Annotated in this window: 14 protein-coding genes and 1 tRNA gene; all 15 read right to left on the minus strand. The window is 34.3% G+C overall.

Going from position 1 to position 13242, the window contains the following annotated elements:
- Positions 1–435: a hypothetical protein gene (locus ACP5QL_RS02360; protein ID WP_272995269.1), complete on the minus strand. Its 435-nt coding sequence runs from the start codon at positions 433–435 to the stop codon at positions 1–3.
- Positions 432–2024 (minus strand): lamin tail domain-containing protein, encoded by a 1593-nt coding sequence (locus tag ACP5QL_RS02365; protein ID WP_428125199.1) that lies wholly within the window; start codon positions 2022–2024, stop codon positions 432–434. Before ACP5QL_RS02365 ends, ACP5QL_RS02360 begins: the two co-directional genes overlap by 4 nt.
- Before the next feature lies 1 nt (position 2025).
- Complete coding sequence (locus tag ACP5QL_RS02370) at positions 2026–2412, minus strand: type II secretion system protein (protein WP_012583534.1); 387 nt, start codon at positions 2410–2412, stop codon at positions 2026–2028.
- Positions 2409–2864, minus strand: coding sequence for a pilus assembly FimT family protein (locus ACP5QL_RS02375; protein ID WP_428125203.1), 456 nt, complete (start codon positions 2862–2864; stop codon positions 2409–2411). The genes ACP5QL_RS02370 and ACP5QL_RS02375 overlap by 4 nt, the downstream gene beginning before the upstream one ends.
- 42 nt (positions 2865–2906) lie before the next feature.
- Positions 2907–3368 carry a hypothetical protein gene (locus ACP5QL_RS02380; protein WP_272995275.1) on the minus strand — a complete coding sequence of 154 codons (462 nt, stop codon included), beginning with the start codon at positions 3366–3368 and terminating at the stop codon, positions 2907–2909.
- A gap of 48 nt (positions 3369–3416) precedes the next feature.
- Positions 3417–3806: a type II secretion system protein gene (locus tag ACP5QL_RS02385; protein ID WP_272995277.1), complete on the minus strand. Its 390-nt coding sequence runs from the start codon at positions 3804–3806 to the stop codon at positions 3417–3419.
- A 76-nt stretch (positions 3807–3882) separates the two neighbouring features.
- Entirely contained in the window at positions 3883–5085 is a 1203-nt protein-coding gene (locus tag ACP5QL_RS02390; RefSeq protein WP_272995279.1) for a type II secretion system F family protein, read from the minus strand.
- 1 nt (position 5086) lies between these two features.
- Positions 5087–6772 (minus strand): GspE/PulE family protein, encoded by a 1686-nt coding sequence (locus tag ACP5QL_RS02395; RefSeq protein WP_272995281.1) that lies wholly within the window; start codon positions 6770–6772, stop codon positions 5087–5089.
- Entirely contained in the window at positions 6769–8214 is a 1446-nt protein-coding gene (gene gatB / locus ACP5QL_RS02400) for an Asp-tRNA(Asn)/Glu-tRNA(Gln) amidotransferase subunit GatB (protein ID WP_428125207.1), read from the minus strand. Before gatB ends, ACP5QL_RS02395 begins: the two co-directional genes overlap by 4 nt.
- A 2-nt stretch (positions 8215–8216) precedes the next feature.
- Positions 8217–9668: an Asp-tRNA(Asn)/Glu-tRNA(Gln) amidotransferase subunit GatA gene (gene gatA, locus ACP5QL_RS02405; protein ID WP_012583527.1), complete on the minus strand. Its 1452-nt coding sequence runs from the start codon at positions 9666–9668 to the stop codon at positions 8217–8219.
- Positions 9665–9967 (minus strand): Asp-tRNA(Asn)/Glu-tRNA(Gln) amidotransferase subunit GatC, encoded by a 303-nt coding sequence (gene gatC / locus ACP5QL_RS02410; protein WP_012583526.1) that lies wholly within the window; start codon positions 9965–9967, stop codon positions 9665–9667. Before gatC ends, gatA begins: the two co-directional genes overlap by 4 nt.
- 4 nt (positions 9968–9971) lie before the next feature.
- Entirely contained in the window at positions 9972–10961 is a 990-nt protein-coding gene (locus ACP5QL_RS02415; RefSeq protein ID WP_428125211.1) for an ABC transporter ATP-binding protein, read from the minus strand.
- On the minus strand, positions 10954–11943 hold the full coding sequence (locus tag ACP5QL_RS02420; protein WP_012583524.1) for an ABC transporter ATP-binding protein: 990 nt from the start codon (positions 11941–11943) through the stop codon (positions 10954–10956). The genes ACP5QL_RS02415 and ACP5QL_RS02420 overlap by 8 nt, the downstream gene beginning before the upstream one ends.
- 63 nt (positions 11944–12006) lie before the next feature.
- Positions 12007–12094: transfer RNA gene (locus ACP5QL_RS02425), tRNA-Leu, on the minus strand.
- 43 nt (positions 12095–12137) lie between these two features.
- On the minus strand, positions 12138–13208 hold the full coding sequence (recA, locus tag ACP5QL_RS02430) for a recombinase RecA (RefSeq protein ID WP_012583523.1): 1071 nt from the start codon (positions 13206–13208) through the stop codon (positions 12138–12140).
- Positions 13209–13242 lie beyond the last annotated feature (34 nt).

Raw genomic sequence — 13242 nt, forward strand, 5'->3', positions numbered from 1 at the left:
TTACTCCTCCACCCAGTTTATTATAGTAAGAGAATAAGGAACCGAAGTTCCAATTCTTATCCCTTCTAATCTTAAGGACCTATAATAGGTATAAGTTTGTCCAGTATATATAACAGTAACAATTGCATTAGAAGTTATTATAAAGGAGCTCTCTGTAGGACTATAAGTAAAATCAGATTTTGCAATACCGTAAAAATTAGTATAGGAAAAAGTTATAGGACCAAAAGTGGTATAGGTAGGAATACCAGTAAACCAGATTAAACTATAAATAGCCATCTCAGCCATACCTTCTGCCAAATAGAGAGATTGCTTTTCCGCAATCTGGGCGGAGACCTTAGATATATTACCTTCCCAGAAGATGATAAGTCCTGAGAAGATAAGACTCAACATGGCAATAATTAATAAAACTGTAATAAGAATTTGGCCTTTATTCATGGTGAATTGGAATTCTTTCCTCCCGGAGTGCAATATACATAATAAGTTAAAGGATTAATAAAAACAGAATAATTTAAATTGCTACTACTTCCCCAATTAGAAGGATCATTAGGAGATGCATCCCACTTTCCCCTTTCAAGAGAATAATAATTCCTATAATTTCCAGAACTTGAAGGAGAGCCTCCCCAAGTATAGGAATAACTTACCTGATCTACAACCAAGTTATTAGCATCGGACAAGGTTATAGTTGCTCCACTATCAGAAAGCTCTATTCCACCTGCACCAAGCCCCCTGTTATTCACTTTTATGTAAGTAGTACCTGCCGGTAAATTATAATAATTATTTAATCTAGACCAACTTCCTCCTATTATTGCATAACTTCCTGGAGAAAGATCCCAGTTTCCAGAAACAAGGTTAGATAATGTATTGCCGTTTATTCGCCAGTTTCGAATATTAATAGTCTGATTTGAGGCGTTGTATATTTCTATAAATTCCATATCTCTTTCATTTCTAGATCTTCGATTTTTATCATAAGGAGCTGGATAATACATTATTTCGTTTATTAAAACGGGAGGAACAAGGCAATATACATCAATATTTTGAACAGAGTAATTCTTAAAGATACTACTTATCCAATTAGATGGATCCTGAGAGGGATTTTGTATGCTTTTTCTTACCAAAGAGTAATATCTATTTCCTTGAGGTTGTCCTCCCCAGCTACTACTATAAGTTAATTTATCTATAGTTACATTATTACTATCTTGAAGTACTAATGTATCACTATTATTGTTTAGGGGGTTGTTCCCCTGACCTAAATATGCATCAGCTACTTCAAGGATAATATAATTCTTGGGAACAAAATAATGAGTGGATAAGTTTGAGCCTGAAACCCCTATAATAGCGCAACCATAGGCTGGTACCGTATAAGTACCACTTCTAGTGTTAGATATTGCATGGTTATTAATCTTCCAATTAAAAAGATTTAGCGGAGAATTAGTTGCATTGTTAATTACTATAAACTCCATTAGGTTCTCATTTACATTATTTCCTTGTCTATCTCTTAGAGCAGGATAATACATGATCTCGGAGATGAATATTCCTGTAATTTGAGGAACTATTTGAGGTCTCAAAGCCACCATAGTACTCATATACCTTCCATCGTCCATAGTAACACTTATGGAGAGGGTTCTTATAGAGGAAGTTAACATGGTATATGTCAAGTTATCATCAAGTCCTGTAAATATTATTTCTTTTATAGGCCCTGCAAGAATTTCTCCATCAACAGTAAAATAATACTTTCCGTTGTAATAAGTATAAGAATAAGTACTTTGATCTCCTGAGGGAAAAGATAAAACTACGTAACCCAGAGTTTGAGTAGAAGAACCTATATCTAAAACTTCTTTTGCTTGTCTTATATCCCTTGTAAGTTTATCTATAATGATTTGAAGATTACTTATTGACTCTCTTTCTTGCAACTTTTGTGAGAACAACCCGTTAGTATTAAAAAAAATATTTACCAGCAAGATGGCTATAAGCCCTAATATAAGTATGGTTATTAAAATCTCAATAAAAGTTAATCCCTTTTTCATACTAATTCCTTCTTGAAATATAAGTAATAATTATAGTCTCTGGCTCAAAATCATCTAATTTATTATTATTGTTTTCCTCTTTCCATACTTGTAAAAATATTTGTTTTAAAGAATAGGTAGTATTAAATACCGTTAGACTGTAAAAAAAATCAGTATATCCAATATTTGCAAAGTTTCCTGAGTAAGTAAAAGAAATGTTCCAATTGGCAAGAACTGCTTTTCTATATTCTTCTAATTTCTTTTCCGTAAGATATAAACAGATATTCATCATGTTTTCATACTCATCAGCTCTTAATATGTAAGAGATTGCAACACCTACTGACGACATAATAATACCTAAAAGAAGTACTGCAATAAGAACCTCTAAAAAGGTTAAACCTTTCCTCATAATCCTGTAACCTCAATATAGCCCATAGGGTTTATCCTTATTGTGGCAGAATAGGTTTCAATTTGAAAAGTTAAAGTAGCAGAAGTTTCCAAAGCATCCCCTGTAAAAATTCCATCTTTGTCAAAGGAAAAAAGAGTTGCTGTAGATGTTACTTGATCAAGATTTGTTAGAGTTCTTAAGACCGTTTTATTTTTATCATCTAAAAAAGTATAAGAAGTATAAGTGGTATAGGTGGAGGTGGAAGAAGGTATTAGAGATAGAGTCCAAGTAGTTTTATTTATAATTGCCCTTTGTCTTACGAATCTAATATCTTCTTTAAATTGGTTTACTATGTTCTCCAAAATCAGTTTTTTGTCAGGCGAAGATCTAAAGGATATAAGAGCTATTACAAGCAGAATAGCAAGAATGCTAACTATTACAATAACCTCAATGAAGCTAAAACCCCTTTTCATATTTTTAATTTTAATAAAAAAATAAATATTACACAAGAGTAATCATTTGTCCACAAAAACAACTCTTCCGTTTTTATAAAACTTTACTCCTTTTTTATAAAAATACGTAGAAAAAAGAATCTCTCCTTCAGGATATAAATTCCCATTGTCAAAATAAAAAGTATAAGTATTTGTAGGACTTATCCCCTTTATTTCCGAAGGTAAAAGCTGAGGTTGAAGATATACTTTTTTACTTTTTTCTCCATAAATCCAATAAAAAAGTATAGTATTTAGTTTAGGTGAATATTCAAAGGAATATATTATTCTTTCTCCTTTAGTTATAGATAATTCCAAAGCATATTTGGAATTTATAATAACTTCATGGGATAAAATAAAAGTGTTTACCCTTAGCCAATAGAAGATGTGAAAAAGCATGGATAACGAAAAAAGAAGAACACTGATAAGTATAACATAAATTATACCTCTCTTGTATCTTCTAATGGAAAAGATTGAGAAAATCTTCATTTACTAAATTTAATAAAAACCCGGGGAAACTCCCCGGGTTGTAGTTTTTTAAGGAGCAGTATAGACTAAAGTATATGAGTTATCTGTGCTTGTATATCCTAGATAATGTTCATTACCTGATGTTCCCCAGTATGTAGAGGTTTCTGTAAGATCAACTACTGAATAAGTTTTGTTGTTATATGGACATACAAGAGGTTCTGCAAAATAGGTTTGGCTTGATATAAATGAATTGAATTCTGTTAATTGTGGATATTTATTATTTTTGTTTCTATAATATTCAAGGCTTGTTCTTATAATTGCTACGTTAGATTTTTGAGCTGCTCTCTTTGCGTCTGCTACTGCATCAAAATATCTTGGTAGAGCAATAGCTACGAGAATTCCTAAAATTGCAATTACTACTAAGAGTTCTAAAAGGGAGAAACCTTTACTGTTCTTCAAAATTATTCACCTCCTTTCGTACTTATTATATTTTTAAAATTTTTTTTATTATAACACATTTTTAATAACTTTCAATTTATCTTCTAAAGAGTCTTACCATATTGAACATGGGAAGATACATGGAGATGGCAATAAAGAATACCACAACCCCCAAGAATATGGTCAAGGCAGGCTCAATCATAGCGGTAAGTCTTTTTGTAGCTATATCTATTTCTCTTTCTGCAAATTTTGTATATTCTTCTAACATGGTATCAAGTCTACCACTTCTCTCCCCTATTACTACCATCTGTTTTAAGAGAGGAGTAAAAACTTCTTCATCCATCATATCCGATAGGTTTCTTCCCTCGAGGACTCCCGAGAGCATTTTTCTTAAATGTTCTGAAAAATATAGATTTCCTATTACATCCTCTAATATTTCCAAAGATTGGGTTATCAAAATACCTCCTGTGAGAAGGACATAAAAGGTACCAGAAAATCTTGTAAGAAGCACTTGTCTCCATAATTTTCCTATCTTAGGGATTTTCAACTTATTTTCATCCCACCATCTTTTTATTTTTTTGTTTCTTAAACTTTGTCTTGCTCCCGCAATAAGAAGAGCTAAAAGGACTAATATAATCAAGATATTATTTTTTACAAAATTGCCAAGAAAAATGGTAATTCTTGTAGGAAAAGGAAGAGGAACATTGGTTCTTCCATAAATTCTTTGGAAGGTTGGGACCACAAAAGTCAACATAAAGATTACCACCACTATGGCTGCAATTATAACAATGGTGGGATAGGTAGTTGCAGATTTTATTTTCTCTCTAAGCTCATGTTGGGAATCAAAATATTTGGAAAGTCTATCCAACATTACATCAAGGCTTCCTGTAACCTCTCCTGTTCTCACAAGGCTTATAAATATTTTTGGGAATACATCAGGATATTTAGATAGGGCTTCAGAAAGGCTCAACCCAGCATCTACATTCTTTCTCACATCAAGGAGTACATCTTTAAAGTAGGCATTATCAGTTTGAGATGCAAGGGTTGATAAACACTCAGTTAAGATAATCCCAGATCTAAGGAGAGTGGCAAATTGAGAAGTAAAAAGTACTAATTCAGGAAGGGTAACTTTTTTCTTATAAGTGAGGGTTTTCCAAAGTCCCGTTTCTTTTTTTATAGAAACTACATATAATTTTCTTGCCTTTAAAAGTTTTCTTAATTCTCTTTCAGAAGAAGCTTCTAATATACCTTTATATATTTTCCCTTGGAGATCTTTTGCTACATATCTATAAGAAGGCAAGTTAATCTTCCTCCCAGGCTATAACTCTTCTTACTTCATCAATAGTAGTAATTTGGTTTAAGACCTTTTCTCTTGCATTTATGAATAGGGTTTTCATTCCCTCATTAAGAGCTGCACTTCTTATCTCATCAATAGATGCACCTGAGGTTATTAAGTTTCTTATATTCTTTGTAATTCTAAGAATCTCAAAAACTCCTGTTCTACCTGTATATCCTGTGTAATTGCAAAAGAGACACCCTTTCCCTCGAGCAAGGGTTATGTTTTTACTCTCTTCTTTTGTTAAGCCAAGCTCTTCTGCTTCTTCTGGTGAAGGATAGTATTCTTCCTTACAAGAGAGACAAATGGTTCTTACTAACCTTTGAGCTACAATACCAATTAAGGATGAAGCTATAAGGAAAGGTTCAACTCCCATTTGAACAAGTCTTGCTATAGCACTCACAGAATCGTTAGCATGAAAGGTACTCAAAAGCAGGTGTCCTGTTAACGCAGCTTCAATGGATGTATTTAATGTCTCAGTATCCCTTATTTCACCTACCATAATTATGTTTGGATCAAGTCTCAAGATATTTCTAAGTCCTACTGCGAAATCAATGCCTATTTTGGGTTGTATTTGAATTTGGTTTATTCCTGGTAAAGCATATTCTACAGGGTCTTCAAGGGTAATTATATTCACCTCAGGTTTGTTTAATACATTAAGGGCTGAATATAAAGTAGTAGTTTTTCCACTCCCTGTAGGACCTGTAACAAGTATCATCCCAAAAGGTCTTCTTATAAGGTTTTCAAAAATCTTCAGATCATAGTCTGACATCCCTAATCTATCAAGTTCAATAAGCACCTTTGTCTTATCTAAAAGTCTTATTACCACCATCTCACCATAGGTGGTACCTATGGATGCTACACGAAGATCAAATATCCTATTCTCATATCTATAAGTAGCTCTCCCATCTTGGGGTCTTCTTTTTTCCGCTATATCCATTCCCGATATTACTTTTATTCTTGTAACTACTGCATCTTGGATCTCCTTTGGAATAGCCATTATATCGTAAAGTATTCCATGTATCCTATATCTTACCTTCATTTCTTTCTCTTGAGGGTCTAAATGGATGTCGCTGGCATTTCTATTTATTGCCTCATTTATTATGGAAGAAACCAACCTTACAATAGGGGCTTCCTCTACTCCTATAGCAGGTGGAGTCTCTACCATGGGTTCTGGTGCAGTTCTCTGAAAATCTTGTACCACGGAAAGAGTAGTTTTTTCTAAGGGGAAAAGCCTTGATATTATTTGGTTAAATTCCTTATCAGTGGTAATAAAAATTCTTATGGGAGATTTGACAATTCGTCTTATCTCGTTTATGATTGCAGGGTCAATAGGAGGAACAACTGCTACATGCAAAACTCCTGCTTCTCTTTTTATAGGGATAAATTTATATCTTCTCAGCAGATTTTCCGAAAAGCTTCCTGCAAGCTTTTCATCTATCTGAACTTCGGTAAGAGAAATATATGGAATCTCACTTTGCCTCTCTAAAACTTTTCCTATATCCTCTGGTTTTACATATCCTCTTTCAATGAGAATTTGTCCAAGTTTTGCACCTGTTTTTTTCTGCTCTTCAAGGGCTTTTTCTAACTGTTCCTTAGTAATTAGCCCCTGTTCTAATAAGTATTCACCTAAAGGCTTTTTTTCTTTCATAATTTATTTAATTCTTCTTCAAGAAGATTTTTAACTATATCCAAACTCGCTCTGCCCTTAGTTTCCCTCATTACCTGCCCTACCAAAAAGTTTATAACTTGCTTTTTACCCTTCTTCCAATCCTCCACCGCCTTCGGATTATTTGATATAACCCTCTTAATTACGTCTTGTAAATAAGAAGTATCGGAAACAGTCTTTAACCCCTCTTTTTCTATTATAACCAAAGGATCTTCTTTTTGGAAGAGATATTTTTTTAAAACTTCTTTGGCAACAGGTCTTGTTATTTCATTTTTATCCACCATCTCTATAAGCCTTATAAATTTTTCAGGCTCAATTTCCAAATCTTTAAATTCAATTTTGTTTTCATTTAAATAACTTAATATCTCTACCGATAACCAACTATGAAGATTTTTAGGGTTGTTATAGATCCTTAGAGATTTGTCAAAAAACTCTGAAAGATCTTTATCGGAGACAAGAATCTCAACTTCTATGGGAGAAAGTCCTAAATTTAAGTATCGCTCTCTTCTTTTAGATGGGAGTTCTGGAATTTCATTATTTAATCTCTCCCTCATCTCTTCTGTTACAATTAATGGGGGAAGATCAGGCTCTGGGAAATATCTATAATCCTCAGCTTCTTCTTTACTTCTTAAACTTATAGTTTTTTGATTCTTTTCATCCCAATGTCTTGTCTCTTGAATAACTTCTTCTCCCCTTTTTAATATTTCAACTTGTCTCTCTATTTCATACTCCAAAGCCTTCTCAAGAGAGAAGAAAGAGTTCACATTTTTAATCTCTGTTCTTGTTCCAAATTTACCCTCTTCTGTCTGAATAGATATATTAGCATCACACCGTAGTGAGCCTTTTTCCATGTCACCGCTACTTATACCAAGGTATCTTAGTATTAATCTTAACTCTTGTAAGAGGAGTCTTGCTTCTTTTGGAGAATTTATATCAGGTTCTGTAACTATTTCAATTAAAGGTATACCTGCCCTATTGAAATCTACAAGACTATAATCAGATTCAGAAAGTCTATCACCAGAACCTATATGAAGAAGCTTTCCTGCATCTTCTTCAAGATGAATTCTTTTTATTCTTATTCTTTTTATCTCTCCATCCACATAAAGGTCTATATATCCATTTCTGCACAGAGGTAAATCATATTGAGAAATTTGATACCCCTTAGGAAGATCAGGATAAAAATAATTCTTTCTGTCAAATTTAGAATAATTAGATATTTCACAATTTAAAGCAATTCCAGCTTTTATAGCATATTCCACTGCCTTTTTATTCACCACTGGTAAAGTCCCAGGAAATCCCATACAAATAGGACAAACATTAGTGTTTGGAGGTAGGTTCTCATGTTCAGTACTACAAGAGCAAAATAATTTGGTTTTTGTAGAAAGTTGAGCGTGTACTTCAAGCCCAATAACAGGTTTATACATATCTATACTCTCTCCTTATTAGGAAGGTCAGGATATTTTTCTGAAAAATTCATGAACTGTTGATAAATATAGGCAAATTGTAGTAACCTATCTTCTGTAAAGAAGGGGCTCATAAATTGGATTCCTACAGGAAGATTATTATAAAAACCAGCAGGCATGGATATAGCTGGAATTCCTGCAAGATTTACAGGAATAGTCATTATATCTGTTAAATACATTTGTAATGGGTCTGAAATTCTTTCTCCAAGCTTAAAAGGTAAAACAGGACTTGTAGGTGATGCTATAATATCCACCTTTTTAAATGCTTCTTCAAATTCCATTCTTATCAATCTTCTTACTTTTGTAGCCTTTAAATAATATGCATCATAGTATCCTGCACTTAAAGCATAGGTGCCAAGAATTATTCTTCTTTTTACCTCACTCCCAAATCCCTTTCCTCGGGTTTGTTTATACATAGATATGAGATCTTCAGCCCAAAAATCTCTATAACCATATTTTACCCCATCATAACGAGCAAGATTTGAGCTTGCCTCCGAGGTAGAGATTATATAATAAACAGGAAGAGCATATTCTAAAGAAGGTAGAGATATTTCTTCAACTTTTACACCCATTTCTTTAAAAACATCAAAAGACTTCTCCAATATGATAAGTACCTCTTCTGAAACCCCTTTTTGCCAAAGTTCTTTTGGAATCCCCACCTTCCAATCTTTTACACTTTTTCCCAAAGATTCCAAATAATTAGGAATTTCATATGGAGACGAAGTAGAATCCATAGGATCATGTCCTGCAATAACCTGAAGTACTATTGCTATATCTTCCACTGTTCTTCCAAAGGGTCCTATTTGATCTAAGGATGATGCAAAAGCAACAAGTCCAAATCTGGAAACTAATCCATAAGTCGGTTTTAAGCCAATAACTCCCGTAAAAGATGCAGGAAGCCTAATGGATCCTCCTGTATCGGATCCTAAGGATACAGGAACTTCGCCTGCAGAGACACACGCAGCAGATCCTCCGCTGGATCCTCCAGGAACTCTCTCTATATCCCAAGGATTTTTTGTAGGTCCAAAGGCAGAATTTTCACAAGAAGATCCCATGGCAAATTCATCTAAATTAGTTTTGCCGATTATAATAGCACCATTTTCTTTTAGTCTTTTGATCACTGTAGCATCATAAGGTGGTATAAAGTTCTCAAGGATTTTTGATGCACAAGTAGTCCTTATATCCTTTGTCAAAATATTGTCTTTTATGGCAATGGGAACACCATAAAGAGGAAGTTTAGAATCTTTTTTCTCCAGATCTTTAACTTGCTCTTCTATATTATCATAAGGTACATATAGAAAGGCTTTGATATAAGGTTCCCATTCTTTTATCTTGTTAATGTAGTATTCAACAACTTCTTTAATACTTACCTCTTTATTTTTGTAAAGATCTTTTATCTCTTTTATAGTTTTCATTCTTCCCTCTTTATTATTCTTGGAATTTTAAATCCCAAATTCTCAATCTCAGGAGCATTTTTAAAGGCTTCTTCTTGAGATATACTCCCTTTGGGTTCGTCCTCTCTCCAAATGTTAGAAAGAGACAATACATGAGCCATAGGTTCTATATTTGAAGTATCCACTTCCTGTAATTTTTTAAAGTAGTCAAGAATATCCTGTAATTGCTTAGCATAAAGCTCTTCCTCTTCAGGAGTAAGATATAATCTTGCAAGATGAGCAGTTTTCTTAAGTTGTTCTTTAAAATCTCTTTTTTCCATAGCTTCAATAAAGATGACAAGCCACAAAATGGCCCGGCTTAATTTCTTTTAACTTTGGTTCTTCTTTAGAGCATATATCCATCACATTGGGACATCTGGGATGAAATCTACAACCCAAAGGAGGATTTACAGGACTTGGCACATCTCCCGTAAGTACTATTTTTTTTCTCTTTTCTGCCATTTCAGGATCTGGAATAGGTATTGCGGAAAGTAGGGCTTGAGTATAGGGATGCAAAGGAGAATTATATAGATCGTCATTATTAGCTATTTCTACAATTTTTCCTAAGTACATTACTGCAATTCTATCGCATATATGCCTTATAACTGCTAAATCATGGGAGATAAAAAGATAAGTTAATTTAAACTCTTTTTGTAGATCCTGCATTAGGTTGATTATCTGAGATCTTATGGAAACATCCAATGCCGAAGTTGGCTCATCAGCCACTATGAATTTAGGATTTAAAGCAAGAGCTCTTGCTATTCCTATTCTTTGTCTTTGTCCACCTGAAAACTCATGGGGGTACCTTGTGGCATGGTAGGGAGCAAGTCCTACAAGATCTAAAAGCTCTTGCACTCTTCTTTCCTTCTCTTTAGAATTTTTAACAATACCATGAACCTTTAATGGCTCTCCTATGATTTCACTCACGGTCATTCTTGGATTTAAAGAAGAATATGGATCTTGGAATATTATCTGCATATCTTTTCTAATTTTTCTTAAATCTCTTGAGGGAAGTTTTGTAATATCAATACCATCAAAAATAATATGTCCATCTGTTGGTTCAAGAAGTCTTATAATGGTTCTTGCCACAGTACTTTTACCACAACCTGATTCTCCCACAAGACCAAGGGTTTCCCCTTTACGTATATAAAAACTCACATCATCAACAGCCTTTACATCACCTACATGTTTAGATAAAACTATTCCTCTCTTTATAGGGAAGTACTTCTTAAGATTTTTTACCTCTATTATAATTTCTTCTGAAAAGTTATTCATAGGACCTCCCGAGGTTTTTAGCATATATACAGCGAGAATAATGTCCTGGTTCAACTTCTACGAGCTCTGGTATTTGCTCAAAGCATTCAGAAGTTCTATACGGACACCTTTCTGCATAATAGCAGTAATTAGGGAGAGATATCAAATCGGGTGGTTGACCCTCTATTGCCTTTAATCTCTCTTTTCTTATATCAAGTCTAGGAACCGATTCTAAGAGACCTATAGTATAAGGATGAGCAGGTTTTTTAAATATGGTTTTAACATCGGCGTATTCTACTACTTTTCCTGCATACATCACAAGGACATTATGACAGGTTTCTGCTACTACTCCCATATCATGGGTTATGAGTATTAAGGACATACCTAATTCCCTTTGAAGCTGTTTTATTAAATCCAAAATCTGAGCTTGAATAGTTACATCAAGAGCTGTGGTAGGCTCATCTGCAATAAGTATTTCAGGATTACAAGACAGAGCCATAGCAATCATAACCCTTTGTCTCATTCCACCACTAAATTGATGAGGATACTCATCTACCCTCTTATTTGCTTCAGGGATCCTAACAAGTTCTAACATCTCTATAGCCTTTTTTCTTGCTGAAGCCTTATCTAATTTCTGATGCAAAATAATTGCTTCCATTATTTGATCACCAATAGTAAATACAGGATTTAGAGAAGTCATTGGGTCTTGAAATATCATAGAGATTTTATTACCGCGAATTTCTCTCATATCGCTCTCTTTCTTCTTAAGGAGATCTTCTCCCCTATACCAAACTTCACCACTAACAATCTTTCCCGGAGGATCTTGAATCAATCTCATTATAGAGAGAGCTGTTACACTTTTCCCACTACCTGATTCTCCCACTATACCTAAGCTCTCTCCTTTGTGGAGATTAAAACTTACATCATCTACCGCTTTTACAATCCCTTCATCAGTAAAAAAATACGTTTTTAAGTTCTTTACTTCAAGAAGTAGATCGTTCACAAGTGTTTCCTCCTTTTAAAATAAAACCCTTCCCAAGATGGGAAGAGTTTTATTTTTAAGGTTTGGTGCCGAGGCCGGGATTTGAACCCGGACGGGCTTATGCCCATAGCACCCTCAATGCTACGTGTCTGCCAAATTCCACCACCTCGGCATTTCTTTAAAGATTATATAAAGCTTTATTTTGCCTGTCAAGATTATTTTGTAGACTTTCTTATAGTTTTCTCTTCTTTTACTTCCTTCTCTTCCTCTTTAGAACTTTCTTTATTACCTTCCGCTTGCGTCTCCTCAAATCCCCATAGCTTTCTTACTTCTCTTTCTATCTCATCAGCAATTTCAGGATGCTCTTTCAAGTATGTCTTTGCATTCTCTCTTCCTTGTCCCAATCGGATGTCTTTGTAAATATACCACGTTCCACTTCTTTCTATTACCTTTGCCTCAACTCCTGCATCTAAAATACAGCCTTCTCTTGATATTCCTTCCCCATAAATAAGTTCAAATTCCCCTTCTCTAAAGGGTGGAGCAACCTTATTCTTTACTACTTTAACTTTGACTTTTGTACCCGTGACCTCGCTTCCTTCTTTCATAGATTCAGCTTTTCTTACATCTATTCTCACTGATGCATAAAACTTTAATGCTCTACCACCTGGTGTAGTTTCAGGATTTCCAAAAAATACTCCCACCTTTTCCCTTAATTGGTTAATAAAAATAGCAACAGTTTTAGATTTGCTTATTACTCCTGTCAATTTTCTTAATGCTTGAGACATTAATCTTGCCTGGAGGCCAATAAAGGCGTCTCCCATTTCTCCTTCAAGCTCAGCTCGAGGGACAAGAGCAGCAACTGAATCTATGACTATTACATCTACCCCTCCACTTCTCACAAGTATTTCTGCAATCTCAAGGGCTTGTTCACCTGTATCTGGCTGTGATATTAAAAGATTTTCTAAATTTACCCCAATTTTCCTTGCATAGTTAGGATCAAAGGCATGTTCTGCATCAATAAAAGCTGCGACTCCACCCATTTTTTGAGCAGAAGCTATAATTTGTAGTGCAACAGTAGTCTTACCTGATCCTTCAGGACCAAAAAGTTCTATTATTCTTCCCCTTGGTACTCCACCAACTCCAAGAGCATAATCTAAAGTAAGAATACCTGTGGGAATAACAGGGACCTGAAATCTTTCTTGACTTCCTAATCTCATTATAGCGCCTTTACCAAACTGTTTTTCAATCTGAAATATAGCTGACTCTAAAGCTTTTTCTTTCTCCATACACTAAATACCTCACCTCTGATTTTTTCTTTAA

It is taken from the genome of Dictyoglomus sp. (assembly GCF_049968615.1).
GTDB lineage: Bacteria > Dictyoglomota > Dictyoglomia > Dictyoglomales > Dictyoglomaceae > Dictyoglomus > Dictyoglomus turgidum.

What these genes read in the sequence shown, in the direction of transcription:
- ACP5QL_RS02360 (WP_272995269.1), bottom strand. Translation starts at nt 435, where the DNA reads ATGAATAAAGGCCAAATTCTTATTACAGTTTTATTAATTATTGCCATG.
- ACP5QL_RS02365 (WP_428125199.1), bottom strand. Translation starts at nt 2,024, where the DNA reads ATGAAAAAGGGATTAACTTTTATTGAGATTTTAATAACCATACTTATA.
- ACP5QL_RS02370 (WP_012583534.1), bottom strand. Translation starts at nt 2,412, where the DNA reads ATGAGGAAAGGTTTAACCTTTTTAGAGGTTCTTATTGCAGTACTTCTT.
- ACP5QL_RS02375 (WP_428125203.1), bottom strand. Translation starts at nt 2,864, where the DNA reads ATGAAAAGGGGTTTTAGCTTCATTGAGGTTATTGTAATAGTTAGCATT.
- ACP5QL_RS02380 (WP_272995275.1), bottom strand. Translation starts at nt 3,368, where the DNA reads ATGAAGATTTTCTCAATCTTTTCCATTAGAAGATACAAGAGAGGTATA.
- ACP5QL_RS02395 (WP_272995281.1), bottom strand. Translation starts at nt 6,772, where the DNA reads ATGAAAGAAAAAAAGCCTTTAGGTGAATACTTATTAGAACAGGGGCTA.
- gatB (WP_428125207.1), bottom strand. Translation starts at nt 8,214, where the DNA reads ATGTATAAACCTGTTATTGGGCTTGAAGTACACGCTCAACTTTCTACA.
- gatA (WP_012583527.1), bottom strand. Translation starts at nt 9,668, where the DNA reads ATGAAAACTATAAAAGAGATAAAAGATCTTTACAAAAATAAAGAGGTA.
- gatC (WP_012583526.1), bottom strand. Translation starts at nt 9,967, where the DNA reads ATGGAAAAAAGAGATTTTAAAGAACAACTTAAGAAAACTGCTCATCTT.
- ACP5QL_RS02415 (WP_428125211.1), bottom strand. Translation starts at nt 10,961, where the DNA reads ATGAATAACTTTTCAGAAGAAATTATAATAGAGGTAAAAAATCTTAAG.
- recA (WP_012583523.1), bottom strand. Translation starts at nt 13,208, where the DNA reads ATGGAGAAAGAAAAAGCTTTAGAGTCAGCTATATTTCAGATTGAAAAA.